Source organism: Mucilaginibacter sabulilitoris (assembly GCF_034262375.1).
In the GTDB taxonomy this organism is placed as follows: domain Bacteria; phylum Bacteroidota; class Bacteroidia; order Sphingobacteriales; family Sphingobacteriaceae; genus Mucilaginibacter; species Mucilaginibacter sabulilitoris.
Map to the genome: position 1 here is coordinate 233,897 of NZ_CP139558.1, position 17,373 is coordinate 251,269.

Here is a 17,373-nt window from a genome sequence, read left to right on the forward strand (position 1 = left end):
CCAACATCTCCCGCCGAAAAATCTGCAAATTTTTTTGACAAGGGTTATTGCTAACCCCGGTAATTAACAGATTGTTTAACTAATTAAACTTTTAAATCTATGAAAATAAAACAACTTCATAGTTACGGCTACCCTATTTCCCATTACAAAAAATATTTACTAATGCTTAAATATGTTTTCATTTTTACTTTTTTGTTTTGCATAAGGGTATCGGCATACACTTACTCGCAAAACGTGCGGGTAACCATGGATGTTAAAAAAATGGAACTTAAAAAAGCGCTCTCCATGCTCGAAAAGAAAAGCAACACACGCTTTTTATACAGTGAGGAGATGCTGCCCAGCGCAAAGGAAGTTACCATAAATGTAAAGGATGCCCCGTTTGCCGATGTGCTGCAGGAATTATTGAAAGACACCCAACTCAAATACCAGATAGGAGAAAACGGCCTGGTGATCATCGCGCCTAAAAGCACCGAGATAAAAGATATCAGGGTAAAAGGCACAGTAGTTGACGAAAAGGGAGTGCCTTTAGCGGGCGTAACAGTCAAGCAGGAGGGTACAAAGTTCGGAGCCATTACCAACGCTAACGGCGAGTATGAACTTACTGTTCAAAGCGGTGCACAGCTTACTTTTTCGTACATCGGTTTTAACAGTCAAACGGTTAGTGTAAAAGGCACTGCAGATGTAGAGACCCTTAACATAACTTTAAAAGTTAATGCCTCGGGCAAGCAATTGAATGAAATTATAGTGGTTGGTTACGGTACCCAAAGCAAAAGGGCAGTAACCGGTTCTATTGCCTCTGTAAAGTATGATAATTTTAAAGACCGTACCAACAGCAACGTTACTCAGTCGTTAGCAGGCGAACTGCCAGGTGTAAGCATTACGCAGGCACAGGGCGCGCCGGGCTCAACGCCTATTATCAAAATACGGGGTACAAGTTCCATTACAGCAGGCACCAATCCGCTATATGTGGTAGATGGCTTACCGCTGGAAAACTTCAACTTAAACTACATTAACCCGCAGGATATTGAATCTATAGATGTGTTGAAGGATGCTTCTTCAACAGCTATTTATGGTTCCCGCGGTGCCAACGGCGTTGTAATTGTTACTACCAAACTGGGTAAGGCCGGTCAAACTAATGTAAACGCGTCTTATGAATATGGCGTACAGGATGTAACCCGCCGAATAGATATGATGAACGCACAGCAGTTTATACAGTATTATGTAGATGCGCATAATAACGCCTGGGTTGCTTTAGGCGGTGGTAACCAGGCATCAGACCCAAACAGTGTCCGTTCATCAGCCTATAAAATCCCGGAAGACTTTACTACCAACCCGGCACAATTTGGTAATGGAACCAACTGGCAGGATGTAATGTTCCGCTCTGCACCCTTGCAAAATGCGCAGGTATCAGTATCGGGTGGCACGGATAAAACACAGTTCCTGTTTTCGGTAGGTTATCTTAACCAGGATGCTGTGCTCGATGCCAATTACTACAAACGCCTGTCGTTACGCTCCAACATCAAACACAAAATATCCGATCATTTTACGGTAGGTACCAACCTGTCATTCACCGGCATATTTGACCGTACAGACGGCGTAGCCGGAAAAAGCGATGTGGTTAGCCTTGGCCTGCAAAGCGATCCGATATTCCCGGTTTATACCGAAACCGGCAGCCTTGGGTTCCGGGACCCTAATTCAACCTGGTACCGCTTTATCCCCTACAGCGACCTGATTGAGTGGCACCCCTATTCCCTAACCCGTGAAATTGAAGCGAAAAATAAATCATTCAACACCCTCGCTACCGGTTTTGTGGAATACAAGATCATTGACGGATTAAAGTTCCGCAGCAGCATTAATGCCAACCTGTATAATAACAGTTATAATTCATACGCCAATGCTGGCCAGGGTTACGGCTACTCCGCGGTACTGCCGGCACAGGGTGTGGTAAGATCAAACTACTCACTAAACTGGCTTACTGAAAATACATTAACTTATGACAAACAATTCGGAGATCATAGTTTTAATGCACTGATTGGTTACACCGCCCAGCATGAGCGCGATGAGTATAGCCAGCTGGTATCATCAAACTTCCCTAACGACCTGGTACATACCTTAAATGCAGGTACTGCAAGTTCCGGTACATCCACCGCGTCTGAATGGGCTATGGTTTCGTACCTGGCCAGAGTAAATTATAATTACAAGAACAGGTATTTCTTAACCGGTACCGTACGCCGTGATGGCAGCTCCAGGTTTGGTACAAGTTCTAAATGGGGTTATTTCCCATCGGTATCGGCTGGCTGGCTCATATCCGACGAGGATTTTATGAAGAATGCTGAGTTCGTCAGCAACTTAAAATTAAGGGCGAGTTATGGTGTGGCTGGTAATAACCAGATACCTAATTATGGCCCGGTGAGTTTATTAACCACCTCAAACTACGTTAGCGGCAGTGCGCTGGCCAGCGGACTCACGGTTTCCAATATTTCCAATCCAGATTTAAAATGGGAAAAAACAAACCAGTTTAATCTTGGGCTTGATATCGGCCTGATTAAAAACAGGGTGAATTTTACCGCTGAGTTTTATAACTCCATTACCAACAACCTGCTTTTAAATGTTCCAGTACCCGATATTACCGGATTCTCCACACAACTTACCAACATTGGCAAGGTCAGAAACCGCGGTTTAGAGTTTAGCCTGAACACCAAAAACACAGTCGGGGCATTTAAATGGAGTACCGATTTTAACCTTTCATTTAACCGTAACAAAGTATTGCAACTGGGACCAGGCAACGCGCCGCTGCTGTTTACCGATTATGTAGTTCAGGTTAAAACCGAAGTTGGGCAGCCGGTATCTAATTTCTACGGGTATATTTTTGATGGCGTTTATAAAAACCAGGCTGCAATTGACGGCTCGCCACACGTAGCCGGCACCACACCTGGTGAACCTATTGTGAGGGATGTAAACAAGGATGGTAAAATTGATGCCAACGATCAAACCACTATTGGTAACGCGCAGGCTAATTTTGCCTCAGGCATAACCAACACGTTCAGCTATAAAGGCTTTGAATTTTCATTTATGTTCCAGGGATCATTTGGCGGGCAAATCACCAACCAGCTTACCCGCTACCTGGGTATCTGGAATGGCGGCAGGAATGCTTACGCCGGCGTAGCCAATTACTGGAAGTCTGAAAGCGACCCGGGTGATGGTGTTCACTTTAAACCGTCTATCAGCCCTACCGCTATGGAACAAAGCTTTTCGAGCTATTGGGTAGAGAGCGCAACCTGGGTACGCCTTAAAAACATCAGGCTATCGTATACGCTACCTAAATCATGGCTTCAGCATACGCCTGTTAAAGGAGCCCGTATTTATGTAAATGCCGAGAATGTGCATTTGTTCAGCAAATACAAAAACTTCGACCCGGAGAATACGACCTACCCATCAACAGTTCCATCGTCAACGCCATCAACAGGAGTACCATCAGGTGCATTTTATGGGGTTGATTATGGTTCGTACCCGGTACCACGTGTAATCACTTTTGGAGCCAAGCTTGACTTTTAATTTTAATAACCGTGAAAATGAGAAATATAAAAAGAATTTTAGCCATTACCTTTATTTGTGTAATGGCCTGCAGCTGCAAGAAATCGTTCCTGGAGTTGTCGCCGGTTTCCAATGCCAATGCCAATAACTTTTATAAAACCAAAGCCGATTTTGAGGTAGCCATCAACTCAGCTTATGCCACCCTGTATGTTATTTATGCTCCAGAGGAGGCTGTGTCATATACTGAGATCATGTCTGACGAGGGAACACTGTATGCAGTGGCAGGCGCACAGGCCGATAAATGGGCGATCAGGGATTATACCACTACAGCGAGCAACACATTGGTGTACCAATATTGGCAGGATTATTATAAAGCACTGTTTAACATCAACAATGTTTTAGATAAGATACAAACTGCAAGCCTTGATGCCGCTTATACAAACCGGGTGAAAGGCGAAATGATGTTTTTGCGCGGCCTGTACTATTATAACCTAGTACAATTGTTTGGCGGCGTACCACTGGTTACCAAAGTGATCAGCGCAGATGAAAGTTATGGCATATTACGCTCGCCGGTTGCCGATGTATATAACCAGATCGTCGCCGACCTGAAATTCGCAGTAGATAATTTGCCGTTGGCAAACGCTGTACCCGCAGTAGGTCGCGCGTCAAAAGGCGCCGCCGAAACGGTGTTGGGGAAAGTGTACTTGTCTTTAGGTAACAAAACTGCTGCCACGCAGGTACTGCAGGATGTTTACAACAGCGGTCAGTATAGCTTATTGCCACAGTATACTTCACTATTTGGGGCTAATGTTAAAAACACCAAAGAGTCGGTTTTTGAAATTCAATATCTGGGTGGTTCAGCGAGCAATCCTTACAGCCCATATTGGACAGCTTTTGCACCAGTTACCAACGGTGTAATTACCAAATACGGCGGCGGCATTAATCAGGTAACCGACGATTTGTACAATGAATACGAAGCCAATGACCCGCGCAGGGACGCCTCTGTCGAAACAGGATATACCGATGCCAAAGGAAATTTTGTAAAAATTAAATTCCCCAAAAAATGGGAAGACCGCACAGCGCCCACAAGTGGAACCCAGGAGCTGAGCAACAACAATTTTATGGTGCTGCGTTATGCCGACGTACTGCTGCTTTTATCAGAAGCCACCGGCGACGCTACTTATTTAAACCAGGTGCGTGCACGGGTTGGTTTGCCCGCTTTCGGAACTGCTGGCTATCCTTCGGCTCAATACCCAACAATTGCGCTGGCTATAGAACATGAAAGAAAAGTGGAGCTGGCATTAGAGTTTCACCGCTTCTTCGATTTAAAAAGGACCGGAAGAGCAGTAGCCGTTTTAACCGGAAAGGGCAAAGCGGTAACAGAACAACGGTTGGTATTGCCGATACCGCAATACGTTATTACGCAAAACAGTAAGATAACCCAAAATCCGGGTTACTGATAAATTATCTTTCAACCTAAACAATAAAGGGAGTTAATGTTGCATTAACTCCCTTCGTATTGTACAGCCTATTTTAAAATCTTTATCATAAAGTCTTTATACTCAACCTTCATTGGCGGCCCAACGTGTACCTGTACGCCGATAAGCCCATCCAGCTTGCGGTTAGCGGTATCGTTATCCGTCACCTCGCTCATGAGTTTGCCATTAAGGTAATGTTGCAGCTTGTTTCCTTTGGCAATAATGTGCAATTGGTTCCAGCCATCATAGTTTATACTTTTCAACAGTTCGGTCTTTGACCCTAATGAATCTATTACCTGTGGCGGTTTACCGTTTTCAATAACAACGTTTTGTCCGCGTAGGGCAAGGAATTGCCGACCGCGTTCCTCATAATTTTGTCCGGAGTAACGGGGATAGCCCAGTTTGTATTTATCTTTCCCGTCAATATCCTGCTGATACCCTTTCAGGGCATAAGGCAGGCTGTCAATCCGCACGCTCCGGTAATTTACGCCGCTATTGCCATTGTCCGATATACGGTAGTTTACCTTCAATTCAAAATCGGCCGGGTGGCCGCCCTTCCAGATCAGAAAAGTATTGGCTTTTAAGAGTATTGCGGGAGTAACTTCGCCTACAATTTCACCATCTTCTACCCGCCAGTATTTTGGGTCGCCCTCCCAACCATTCAGTGTTTTACCATCAAACATGGGTTTAAAACCTTTATCGGCCCGTTCAATTAACGTAAATGCAGATGATAAAACAAGCAACAGCATTGCCGGCAGTAACAATTTATTGACCTTCATAATATTTAGGATAATTAGTTAATGAAAGATGCACACAAAGAATGGAATAACAATCCTGTACAATCCCGGTATAACTGCTGAAATTATTTCAGAATTAAAAGGAAGACAATCTGCATTAAATCAGCGATTGGGGTTTTATCTTTGATATAAGCAATTTGAAAAATGACATTTCATAAAACCATAAAAAGGGAGCTGGAGGTTGCATTCTCCAAACAATCTCAACCGGTTGGGTTTCGGGTTATAAAGTACATTGTGTTGGGCTGTATCCTGTACTTTTTTTGGGGGAGCAAACTCCTTTGGATCATTTTGCTTGTGCTGTTTATTTTTTCACTGGCTTTGCATTTCTGGTACCGATACAAAACCCACGGCTGGACAAAAAGCTATGGGTTGTGGAAATACGACAAAGACGATTCCTCCCATGAAGATGCACGTAATTTAAACTAATATTTATCGATCTAAATAGGCGCCCAATACGTCTACCCGCATTTTATTTAAATCGGCGGTTTCTGTATTGGAGAGTAAAATGAGTGTTATGTCTTTATCTATCAAATGTACCCAGTTGGAGTTATGCCCGTAGCCACCGCCTTGCCTTTCGGCAAAAAGCGTATTTTCCTTGCCAATCTTTTTAGGATACACCCAAAAACCAAATGCCACATCCCCAAGTTGTTTATATGGTGTTAACATCAGGTCAACCGTAGCCTTTTTAAGTATGGTATGATTAAAAATAGCCTGGTCAAAGATTAGCAGGTCCTGCGCGGTAGAATACATGGCCCCGGCAGAAAAATGATTATCCATGTAATGATTGGTAGGCATAATTAATGAATCTACACTGCCTTCCTTATTATAATACCCCTCGTCCAGGTTTTTTATAATATCCTCATGATGCAGATAATCAGTATTATTCATTTTAAGCGGGCGCAGAATTTTTTCTCTTAATACATCTTCAAAGCTCTTGTTATATATCTTTTCAATTATTCTACCCAATATAATAAAGTCGCCATTGCTGTAATTGAATTTGGTGCCTGGTGTATCTATTAATTTTTCGGAGCAATATCTGTTAATAAAAGTATCAACAGGCCATAAATTCTGGTCGTACGCTTCTGGTATATATTTTGGCTGCATTTCCTTTGTGTCTCTGCCGCTGCTGTAAGTAAGCAAGTTTCTGATGGTCGCTTTTTTGGCAGCTTCCCCTTTATATTCAGGGTAATAGGTGGAAATAGTGGCGTCAAGGTTAATTTTTCCCTGCTCATATAACTGCATAATTAAAACAGCAGTAAATGTTTTAGTAACAGAAAAAATCTGGAACCTGGTTTTGTCTGAAAATTTAATATCGTAATGCCTGTTGGCTATGCCCGTGTACTTAAGGTAATCAACTTTACCATTTTTGGCTATTAATACAACACCATTAAAGTTTCTTTTGCTGATGCAGGAATCAACCACTTTATTTACATTTTTGATTTGCGCACTGGCAAAATTTGCAACAAGAATGAATACAATAAAGCTTATATTTTTCATTGATTTGATTTAGGAACTTAAAATTAAATATTTATTCCATACTCCTAACTTTCACGCATTCAAAATATTATTAAAAACCTAAACCTGCCAAACCTTTTCTTTTTAAAAATGTCTTTTTATAGAGATAACCTATTTAAAATGAAAGCATTTGAAATAAGAGTTGGCCAGGGTCAGCGATTGCTAAGGTTTAAGCCGCAAACAGATGGCAACACATTTAAAATCTACGCAGCGGATAAAGCTGAGGACTGGATAGACTACGAACAATCCAGATCAGTAGATGTTCCTGAAGATGGCTTATTAGGTACTATTAAAGTTTATAGCGAGCGTCATTTTGATTTTGATGGCGCCGGAGCTTTAACCGGCCAGGACCTATCGGGCATAGCTGCGCAAATAGCTAAACACCCCCAGTTTAAGTCAAAATAATTTGTTTCAAAAAAATGAAATATCATGGGTAAGAAAAAAACTATGCCGGTTGAACCTGACGAAATGCCGGTGCAACCCGAAAGGCCAGAAATTAAACCATCTACCGATCCTGGCGAACCTCAGATCCCTGAAGAGGCACCGGAAAATATTCCCCGGGAAATACCTCCAGATGAAAACCCCAAGCCCGAAATTAATCCCGACGAATTCGAAAAATAGGTTAGAATAGCACGTTAAGGCGATAACTTGAATTGGCGGTCTATTCGGCTTCTATACGAACGGTTTTCATAGCGGTGAGTTCGATGGTAAGATTTACAGATTGTGCCCCTTTTGGGCGTGTGCGGTGGGCAATATTTTTAGGCACCGTGATCATTTGGCCTTTATTAAGTTCTATTGTTCCGGTTTCGAGATCAAGCATCAGTGTTCCTTCAATAACAATAAACGTTTCATCGGAGTTGGGATGATAATGCCAGTAAAAATCTTCCGTCATAATGCTCATCCTTATCACGTGGTCGTTTACTTCTGAGAGAGGGAAATTTTTATAGCCTCCGGCGGCTTTCCCGCTGTGCTCATTAAGATCAACAATGTTGGCTGATGAGATAGTCATACTGATTATGATATTAAGATAACTGACATTAAACCCGATTGTTCATATAATAATCATGAACAATCGGGTTTGTGTATGAAGATACTATAAGCAGCGTAAAATTTATCGGGCTGATAAAACAATTTTACTTTGGTATTCAGCTTTTACGTTTGATGCCTGAATTACAAATAAACCATTGCACGGCAGCCTTTTGGAGTTCGCTGTAATCGGGATCACTGTCAGAAGCCCAGGCGATAGTACCGTCGGGGCGTATGAGTACGGCACTCAACCCTAATTGCTCTTTCGCCCGACCCGAAACATACTTCATTTGATCGCTGTATTCACTTGCGAAAGCTTTTAGTGAAGCATTCATACCAAAATCAAGCAGTATTCCCTGGCCACTTTGCATTAGCTCGCCAATCCTGGTGCCGTCTTCCAACTCAAAATTGGGAGCACTGTGACCTACAAGTGGGTGGTGGCCACCGAGATCATATTGTGTGAAAATACCCCACACCCGTCCTGCAAAATAAGTGGCACCATCGCGCGTATCTATAAGGTCGCGAAGAATTGTATTCAGTGCGCGGGCTTGCGGATTTGGTTTCATGATTGCAACCTGGGCACGTGACCAGTCCAGAACCTGCACACCAATTGGGTGCCGTTCGGCATAATAACTATCCAGCAAGCTTTCCGGGGCTTTCTCCTGGATGGTTGCGGCGAGCTTCCAGCCCAGGTTCATGGCATCACCCAGCCCAAGGTTAAGGCCCTGCCCCCCCAACGGGGCATGAATGTGCGCAGCATCGCCGGCCAAAAACACTCGCCCGTTGCGGTAGGTGGTGGCCTGCCGTGCCCTGTCAGTCCAGGTGGTTGCTATGTGCAGGGTGTTGATGGTAACATCGGTGTTCGATACGCGCCGTAGCACCTCCTGTATGTGTTCAAGTGTGATTGGCTTTTCTGAACTATGAAATGCCCCGCCATCAAAATCCTGTATCATCAGATAACCGGGCTGCGATTGCAAGTACATGCCTATGGGCGTCACATTTCGGCCCGGGCTGAGCTTTTCCGGGTCGGCTATGTCCACTTTTGCCGTGTAGCCGGTAAATTCAGGCTCCGTACCGGCGAACTCAAAGCCGCCTATTTTGCGAACAACACTACGAGCCCCATCGCAGCCCACAAGCCATTTACCTTTAAAAGATTGATCACCGGACTGAACAGTTACCTCATCTGCAGTTTGATGAAAGCCGGTAACAGCAAGCCCGCGCTTGATTACTACACCTAAGGCTTCCGCACGGCGGGCCAGCAACGTTTCAAGCTCTTGTATTTCGGAAATTAAACTGGTGTCTGTAGCGCCTTGCAGGCGGTATGTCCATTGTGATTTGTCAATATCGCCGTCATGAAATGGAATGCCCGCGAAGTGCCCTACCTGGCGTCGCGCCCCCTGTCCGGCATTTTGGTGCGGGTTTTTGACGCGTTTATGTATCTCTAGGTCTTTTAACAACCCGCGACGGTAAAGCGCTTCAATAGTAGGCGCCGATAGCCCCCTTATCCCGAAAGGAAGTTGCTTTAAGGGCGAGATTGGATCCTCCGCCTTTTCCAGTATCAGGACTGAGCATTTAACCAGGGCCAATTCGCAGGCAACGAACAGGCCTACAGGCCCTGCGCCGGAAATGATCACGTCGTATATAGAATGATTTTGTGTAGCTTTCATATTAGCATTATTGAAAGCACAAAATTCAGGAATGCCGTCGCATCAGGCTTGTACAAACGCGACAAAATCGTCGCTTACAACCTGCTTACCTTTCTTCGCTTTTCGCGCGAATGCCGCCGGCGTGGTGTCGCTGTAGCGCTTAAATTCCCTACTTAGGTGGGATTGATCTGTATAGCCCAGCTCGTGAGCCAAGCCGGCAAGATTGGTATCAGGGTAATGCCATAAACAGTTTCGCACCTGCTCAAAACGTATCAGAGCCGACACATCTTTAACAGTGTGACCAGAAGATTGCTTGAAGTTTCTTTCCAGTGTGCGAAGCGTTGCGTGGGCCGCCGCCGCTACCTGGCTTACCGGCATGGTACCGTTTGCTTCGCGCATAGCAACTCCTGCTTTAAATAACATACTGTTGGCAGTAATCCGCGACCGTACATTCAAGAAATATTGTTTTACGTGGTCCAGCGCCTCTTCTACCCGGCCGGCATGAATCAACTTATTTAACGTGGGTTGAAGCTGGGCGATGGGGTGCTCAAATATGTGTAGCCCGTCTTTACCGGACTGTAGCCCGAGCAAATCGAACACAGTCCAGGGAAAGCACCTGATACCAATAATTTCTAAACGGTTTTGCGTAAAAAAAACAGCAGGCTGATTGAGCAGGCCCATCATAAACGGTGAAGGCAATGGCTGCAAACCCCCATGGTAAGAAACGCTCCGGAGGTTTCCGAAATAAAAAATAATTTCAGCGTAGCCATCAGGCTGCACCTCGAAACTTGATTGTATTTCTTCAGAGTCTTTGGTGTTGTGCCAAAAGCACTTTATGGTATCCCGTAGCTCTTCAGGAGGTTCAAATTCTTGGTGCTGCATTTTGAAAGATAACTATTTGGGATTATAGGGATGTAATCTTTTTAAATTAGTTAAAGATACCGGACATTTCAAACTATTCCGTATAGGAAAACAATTTTTGTGAGGGCCTGAAATGCAACTACTTTATTTTTGAAGAAGGCGTAATAAAAGATTCAGTAAATTTGGAGTGCTTTTGAAAGATTTGTCGACATGCTTAGAAGGAAGGTCATTTTAAGGTTAAGATCATCTCTTGTATCATAGCGTCGTACCCGAGAAATGAAGTTCTATTTTCTTCGAAACTCCTAAAAATAAAATGAAGGCAATGAGCATTCCGGGATTTTTAACTGGATTTTTTACAAAAAAATCCCCAAATTGGAAAGGTGAAAAACAAATGAGCGTAATTAATCAGTTGGCCTCCGCACTGGGCCGCCGGGACGAGATACCTAACCAGGAACTTGCAAAAAAGATCGCTGAAACTAATGATGAGACGGCTGTCCAGGAACTTGTCGAAAACTTACAGCATAAAAGCAAGGACATTCAAAACGACTGCATCAAGGTGCTATATGAGATAGGCGAACTTAAACCGGGTCTGATCTCGGCTTATTCCAAAACTTTCACCGCGCTGCTTGATCATAAAAATAACCGGCTGCAATGGGGCGCGATGACTGCGCTTTACACGATTATAAGTGAAAATCCGAAAGCTATTTACGAGGAGCTCCCCCGGATTGTTATGGCGGCAGACAACGGCTCTGTGATCACTAAGGATTACGCGATCAGGATTTTAATAAGTGTTTGTGCATTTAAAACCTATGCGAACGATGCCTTCATCTTGCTAAATGAACAATTGTTAAACAGCCCGACCAACCAGCTACCTATGTACGCAGAACTCGCGACACCGATGATCAATGACGATAATAAAGGTGTTTTTGTTAAAACCCTGATATCCCGCCTGGATGATATTGAAAAGGATACGAAACGCAAACGGGTGGAAAAAGTAATAAAGAAATTCAGTAAATGACCCTTGTATAGTTTTGATTTGTTTTCAATAACCATAAATCATCCTGCCAGCCCAACTGGTATGATGATGCTGTCTGCATAATGCCCATGTTTTGGTGCCTGGCGCCCGAGTTTGAATGATCACGGTAGTGGACGCAGCACTTTGCGTACCCGGTTCAGGGTATAACTGAAATCCTGGTCGCCTGTCAGGAGTTCCCGCTTTTCATCCAGGATAAAAAGGACATTTTCATCACCCTTATACAAGTAGAGCACCTGTCCCGGTTGGCCATAACTAAGTGCAAAGACCACCGCCTTGGGATCGTTTTTGGTACCGCGAATAATCGCCCATTTTCCCTTCAGCGGCTTCCCGTCAAACATTTCGGTAGTCAGCAAGAAAGTAGCAGGTTTCAGCGTAACGATGTCCCGGAACAAAATAAGCTGCCATTTGAGGTGATCGCAATCGCCCGCCATGTCGGCATTCATCCGCCGGCTGATCCCGCAGGGAGAGCGGCCTTCAAATATCCCGTAAACGGCTGGCCCTTTTGGCATTTCCCTGAAGGTAACGCTTTCCGATACCTTATTGTCCGCGGCGGCGGTCTGCCCCCTGGCACTTTGGATCAGTGACCAGCTCAGGCATGTGGATAGGATAAAAATAAGCGGCTTCATCATTGCATACGGTTAAGTGTGTAACTCCAGGCACCAGTCCCAATCATCAGCTGATCACGGTTGTCGAGCAAATGGAGTAAATTCTTGTTTAAACAGAGGAATGAGACGGACACCTGCGGTTTGCCGGGATCCAGTCGGTAAACGATAGCCGCCGGATTCGTTGCGGTGCCTTTTATGATCGTCCATTTCCCTTCCCGGTGAAGACTGCGGCCGCCATTGATAAACCCCCTGGCGCCCTGTTTGGGCATTCCATACGTACAATCCATTACATAGTTCCCAGAGCTGTACTTTCCGGTGTCCCTGACGAGCCGAAGCTCCCATTTAATGAGTTCACAACCAGCCCCCCTCGGGATACCAGGCAGTGGTTTGGTCCTTGGGCTACAAGGGGTGCTGGCTACGAAAACAGCGGAAACCCGTGAGTGATCAGCGGGTACCGCCTGCGCATGGGCATGCAGGATGCTGAAGTATAAGCAGCCTAAAAATAAGAAAATCGTTCTTACTGTCACTTTCATAGGATAAATTTAAGACTGATTGAACGACGCGCAAAATTTTATAGAGCAACTGCAAAAAAAGTAGATGAATTTACCCTGGTATACCGATGACTGATCATAAATTATTGTTGCATTATACCAGCTGAAAACTTTCGTATATTTAATAAAGATGAAACATAAAAATGACCATAGCCAAACACTAATTCTAACGGCAGGACAAGGACGGGTCTATCATTTGGGAGCGATGACTGCCATTTTCAAAGCAGACGAAAATGAAACAGCTGATCAATATAGCATTTCAGAATGGTGGCTTGCCCCAAACTCCAACGGGCCAGGCCCACATCAGCATGATGACCAGGACCAGGTTTTTTATGTGCTTGAAGGCACTATTTCCATACTTACCGGAGACAAATGGATAGAAGCTGACCGGGGGACGTTTATCAGAATTCCCAGGAACACGATACACAACTTTGCAAACCGGACCAATAAAAAAGCAGGCATGCTGAATTTCGATATTCCTGGAGGATTTGAGAAAAATATGCCTTCCATGGTAAAATGGTTTGAAGAAAACAAATAAAGAATTACCAACAGGCAGATCATAAACTCCTTGTTATGGATATCTCATTTCGTTTCAACTAAATCTCAAATCACACGTTTACAACCTAATCTCTATTGTCCGGCTGCACAAATTATTCACTTCTCAGACTCTTCACCGGATTTTCTTTTGCTGCTTTTATTGCCTGGAAACTTATCGTTGCAAGTGCAATAATTGTTGCAACAAGTCCGCTTGTAGCAATTAACCACCAACTGATGTTGATGCGATAAGCATAGGCTTGCAGCCATTGGTGCATGTAATACCATGCAATGGGTATGGCAATGGCATAGGCAATTGCAATAAGTATGACAAATTCTTTTGAAAACAAATAAACAATACTGCTTGAAGTAGCGCCAAGCACTTTACGGATGCCAACTTCTTTTATTCTCTGCACTGCCATGAATGAAGCTAAACCATATAATCCCAAACAGCTGAGGAATATGGCGATTGTTGCAAAAACTTTATACAAAGCCGCTAACTGATTTTCCTGTTTGTAAAAGCTTTCAATTTTATCATCTAAAAACTTGTATTCATAAACAAAATCTGGAAATGTTTTATCAAATATTTGTTTAACAGATTGCATTGTAGAAGAAATGTTTGTGGTTACAAGTTTTATTGCGGCCTGGTTGTACATGGTGTTGTTAGTGGCAATAAGCAATGGTGCCAACCCGTGGCGAAAAGATCTGTCATTAAAATCTTTCAACACACCAACAACAGGACATTTTATTTGATTATTCCATGTGCTTATTTCTTTGTTCAGTATATCTTCCGGCTTTTTAAATCCTAAACTCTTCACGAGTGACTCATTCACCAAAAACTCTCTGGTATAAGAGGAGTGCTGCAAATTCCTTCCGGCTATCAGTTGTAATTTATAAGCGGGCACATAGCCTTCGTCGGCAAATTTGGTGATAACCTTAAAGTCCGATTCTTTAGTTGCATGGTTAACCCTGATCGTGCTCCACGTATCGTTATTATCTTCAATCGGGGTGTTGGAACTGTAACTCACAGCCTGCACGCCGTTTACCGCTAATAACTGGTTCTTTAAATAATCCAGCCTGGCTATTCGAAGACTATCCACACGGAAAGGGACATTTACAATGGCATCTTTATTAAAGCCTAACGGTTGATCAATAAAATAATTCATTTGCTTTACAATGATAAGTGTCCCGATGATCAGCGCCTGAGCGATGATGAATTGAAACACTACCAACCCCCTTCTTAATGAAATTCCAGATGCCGGGCTTGCTGTGAGCTTGCTTTTTAAGGCATTAACGGGATTGAAACGTGATAAAACAATAGCAGGATAAAAACCGGCGAGCGCGGTTACAACAATAGTTACGATCAACAGAAATAGAATAATTGCGGGGTTGTTCAGTATGTTGAATGAAAGCGAAAGTTCCAAAAGTTGATTTACAAAAGGCAATGCAATAATTGTAATAACCGCGGCAAGCATTACAGCACTTGTAACTATCAAAAATGTTTCAACGATGAATTGGATCTGCAACTGGGATTTATTACTCCCCAAAACTTTTCTTACGCCAACTTCCTTTGCGCGATTAACAGCTTGTGCGGTGGAAAGATTGATAAAGTTTACGCAGGCAATTAACAGGATGAATGCCGCAATAAGCCACAATACATTGAGCAGTTGATGACTGATAGTTTTGTTGCTGTAATTACCAACCTGGGTATCATAATGTATCGCACTTAATGGTTGTATAATATGACTGTTCTTATCATCAGAAGATTTCACTTTTTGTGAATATGCGCTTAATTGTTGATTAAAATTGTCAGCAGAAGCATTCGGCGGCAACAAAACGTAGCAACCAAAGTCAGCTACCGTTCCATTCCAATCGGTTGATTTTGATAAATAATCCCCGGTAAACCCTGTTCCATAAGCTACAACTACTTTTAACTGAAAGTCTGTATTTGAAGGTATGGTAGCAAGGATACCGGAAACTTTCAATACATCGGTGCCGTGTTCAAACATATAGCCGCCCATCTGTAGTTTAATGGTTTTACCTACCGCTGTTTTCCAGTCGCCGAAATATTTCTCTGCTATTTCTTTTGTAAGCAATACGTTGTTCGGGGCTTTTAATGACTCATACGAACCGGCAAGCAGCGGAAAGTTGAATATTTTAAAGAATGAAGGCCCTGTACAAAATACACCCCGCTGCTCTTTAAATACTTTTTCCGTATTTCCATTATTATTCAATATAAATAACTGATCATCGTGGCTTGCGAAAATTGGAGCTACCTGTTCTATTTGTGGAAAAGCCGTTTTCAATCCTAAGGGAATCGGAAAAGGAAGATCTTTCCCATAAGATATATTCCCTGTTTCTGCATGATGATATTCTGTTAATACCCGGTAAGTGCGATCTTTCTTCGGGTGAAAATTATCAAAGCTTGTTTGAAACTGTATAATGATAAAAATCATCATACAAACGGCAATACCAACAGCCAGGCCGGTAACATTAATGGCAGTATAGCTTTTATTGCGTATCAGGTTGCGCCGTGCTATTTTAAAATAATTTCTGAACATGTAATTGCGATTTAATTTGTCAGGAAACCATTTAGGAGCGGTTTCTTGGTTCAAAATTATCGGCGCAAATTGGGATTGGCTTCCCAAGTTATAAGATGGGTACTCTTTTTTCAGGTCATTTTTATATCCCAGCGGGCTTTTCCCCGTCATTTGTTTGAAAATTCGGTTAAAGGTACTTTGGGAGTTGAAACCTGATTCATACGCTATTCCCAGGAGGGTGATATGGCCATAGGCTGGATCCTGCATTTTCCGGGCCACCGCCTGTACGCGATATTCATTGATGAAATCATTGAAGCTTTTTTTAAGCACTGTATTGATGATCCGGGATAATTCATGAGGGCCCAACTCAAGCTTCTCGGCCAGTGAGGTTAAACTCAGTTCCGGGTCCTGGTAATAAAGATCGGCTTTAACGACATTCTTCAGCCAAATACCTCTTTGCTTCATTTCCGCGGGAAGCACTGGCTTTAAAAACGAATGGGGGGCGACCGGCACGCCAACCTCGTGCGTTAAAAAAGCTATGGCCGCCATCCAGATGGCCATTACTATTAAAAGGAGATATAAAGGATAATATGCATGTACACTTAATTGGTACTGGTAATAGAAATAATCTGCGGCTGTAAAAGGTATCCACAATAGCCATAACAGGCCGAAACCGATGATTAACTTATGCAGCCACCGCAGCTCGTACCGATACCGGTCGCCCCTGTTAAATTTTAATCGACGGTAAAAGCGCTCTATTAGCCGATGACACAGGTAAAGGTAAGTTATAACCGAAACAAACGCCAACAATTGCAATACCGGGTTCAGTTGCTGAAAGGTTGCCGTTTTATAAGTAGCTGCGCCGGTTTTTATACTATCGCTAATTTCCAATGCTTGGGCACCCAATTCCAGCAGTAACGGACTAAAATGCAGCAGATCCTTAAACCGGAATTTATATTCCGGCCGGGTTATTTTAAGTACATAAAAGAATATAAGGGGGCCAAGCGAAAGCGAAAACTGCAGCGGTATCCAGCTCCAGTTAGCAACATAAGCAGACAGCCCTATATCGATGCCCAATATCCTGGCTATCCATAAAACAATGGTAACCATTGCCAGGGCCAAATATCGGTTTGCGGCCAGGTTTATCCTTTTCGTGAACCATAAAAGCAAGGTAAAAGTGAGCGCTATAAAGATGGTCCCGAAGAAAGCCAGGTCATAAGTGTTAATATGGAAAGTATACGTATTCAATT

The 17,373-nt window shown here is 43.4% G+C and carries 15 protein-coding genes; 7 read left to right on the forward strand and 8 right to left on the reverse strand.

The annotated features are described in order from the left end of the window. Positions 1-99 precede the first annotated feature (99 nt). Positions 100-3,555, forward strand: a complete 3,456-nt coding sequence (locus tag SNE25_RS00950; RefSeq protein ID WP_321563217.1) for a TonB-dependent receptor — start codon at positions 100-102, stop codon at positions 3,553-3,555. Between the two features lie 17 nt (positions 3,556-3,572). After that, positions 3,573-4,994: a RagB/SusD family nutrient uptake outer membrane protein gene (locus tag SNE25_RS00955; RefSeq protein ID WP_321563218.1), complete on the forward strand. Its 1,422-nt coding sequence runs from the start codon at positions 3,573-3,575 to the stop codon at positions 4,992-4,994. A gap of 68 nt (positions 4,995-5,062) precedes the next feature. Here the strand turns inward: SNE25_RS00955 and SNE25_RS00960 are convergent, their stop codons facing one another. Further along, complete coding sequence (locus tag SNE25_RS00960; RefSeq protein ID WP_321563219.1) at positions 5,063-5,791, reverse strand: 3-keto-disaccharide hydrolase; 729 nt, start codon at positions 5,789-5,791, stop codon at positions 5,063-5,065. 162 nt (positions 5,792-5,953) lie between these two features. Between SNE25_RS00960 and SNE25_RS00965 the strand changes: the two genes are divergently transcribed. Then, on the forward strand, positions 5,954-6,235 hold the full coding sequence (locus SNE25_RS00965) for a hypothetical protein (RefSeq protein ID WP_321563220.1): 282 nt from the start codon (positions 5,954-5,956) through the stop codon (positions 6,233-6,235). A 3-nt stretch (positions 6,236-6,238) separates the two neighbouring features. Here SNE25_RS00965 and SNE25_RS00970 read toward each other — a convergent pair whose 3' ends face one another. Further along, on the reverse strand, positions 6,239-7,306 hold the full coding sequence (locus tag SNE25_RS00970) for a serine hydrolase domain-containing protein (protein ID WP_321563221.1): 1,068 nt from the start codon (positions 7,304-7,306) through the stop codon (positions 6,239-6,241). Positions 7,307-7,444: 138 nt separating this feature from the next. On the opposite strand from SNE25_RS00970, the gene SNE25_RS00975 reads away from it, so the two are divergent. Both SNE25_RS00975 and SNE25_RS00980 read left to right on the forward strand, forming a co-directional pair. Then, positions 7,445-7,729 (forward strand): hypothetical protein, encoded by a 285-nt coding sequence (locus SNE25_RS00975; protein ID WP_321563222.1) that lies wholly within the window; start codon positions 7,445-7,447, stop codon positions 7,727-7,729. Between the two features lie 24 nt (positions 7,730-7,753). Beyond that, a complete protein-coding gene (locus tag SNE25_RS00980; protein WP_321563223.1) occupies positions 7,754-7,945 on the forward strand; it encodes a hypothetical protein in 192 nt (63 codons plus the stop codon). Between the two features lie 40 nt (positions 7,946-7,985). On the opposite strand, the gene SNE25_RS00985 is transcribed toward SNE25_RS00980, so the two are convergent. The 3 genes from SNE25_RS00985 to SNE25_RS00995 all read right to left on the reverse strand — a co-directional run bounded on the left by SNE25_RS00985 (position 7,986) and on the right by SNE25_RS00995 (position 10,878). Further along, a complete protein-coding gene (locus SNE25_RS00985) occupies positions 7,986-8,333 on the reverse strand; it encodes a cupin domain-containing protein (protein WP_321563224.1) in 348 nt (115 codons plus the stop codon). Positions 8,334-8,469: 136 nt separating this feature from the next. Then, entirely contained in the window at positions 8,470-10,017 is a 1,548-nt protein-coding gene (locus SNE25_RS00990) for an FAD-dependent monooxygenase (protein WP_321563225.1), read from the reverse strand. Positions 10,018-10,059: 42 nt separating this feature from the next. Further along, positions 10,060-10,878 carry an AraC family transcriptional regulator gene (locus SNE25_RS00995; RefSeq protein ID WP_321563226.1) on the reverse strand — a complete coding sequence of 273 codons (819 nt, stop codon included), beginning with the start codon at positions 10,876-10,878 and terminating at the stop codon, positions 10,060-10,062. A 370-nt stretch (positions 10,879-11,248) separates the two neighbouring features. On the opposite strand from SNE25_RS00995, the gene SNE25_RS01000 reads away from it, so the two are divergent. After that, positions 11,249-11,875, forward strand: coding sequence for a HEAT repeat domain-containing protein (locus tag SNE25_RS01000; RefSeq protein WP_321563227.1), 627 nt, complete (start codon positions 11,249-11,251; stop codon positions 11,873-11,875). A gap of 119 nt (positions 11,876-11,994) precedes the next feature. On the opposite strand, the gene SNE25_RS01005 is transcribed toward SNE25_RS01000, so the two are convergent. After that, positions 11,995-12,522, reverse strand: a complete 528-nt coding sequence (locus SNE25_RS01005; RefSeq protein WP_321563228.1) for a hypothetical protein — start codon at positions 12,520-12,522, stop codon at positions 11,995-11,997. Beyond that, positions 12,519-13,025, reverse strand: a complete 507-nt coding sequence (locus SNE25_RS01010) for a hypothetical protein (RefSeq protein ID WP_321563229.1) — start codon at positions 13,023-13,025, stop codon at positions 12,519-12,521. Before SNE25_RS01010 ends, SNE25_RS01005 begins: the two co-directional genes overlap by 4 nt. Positions 13,026-13,179: 154 nt before the next feature. Here SNE25_RS01010 and SNE25_RS01015 point away from each other — a divergent pair, with 154 nt between their 5' ends. Next, the gene (locus tag SNE25_RS01015; RefSeq protein WP_321563230.1) at positions 13,180-13,587 is read left to right on the forward strand and encodes a cupin domain-containing protein; all 408 of its coding nucleotides are present in this window, start codon (positions 13,180-13,182) and stop codon (positions 13,585-13,587) included. A gap of 112 nt (positions 13,588-13,699) precedes the next feature. Here the strand turns inward: SNE25_RS01015 and SNE25_RS01020 are convergent, their stop codons facing one another. After that, on the reverse strand, positions 13,700-17,371 hold the full coding sequence (locus SNE25_RS01020; protein ID WP_321563231.1) for an ABC transporter permease: 3,672 nt from the start codon (positions 17,369-17,371) through the stop codon (positions 13,700-13,702). Positions 17,372-17,373: the final 2 nt, after the last annotated feature.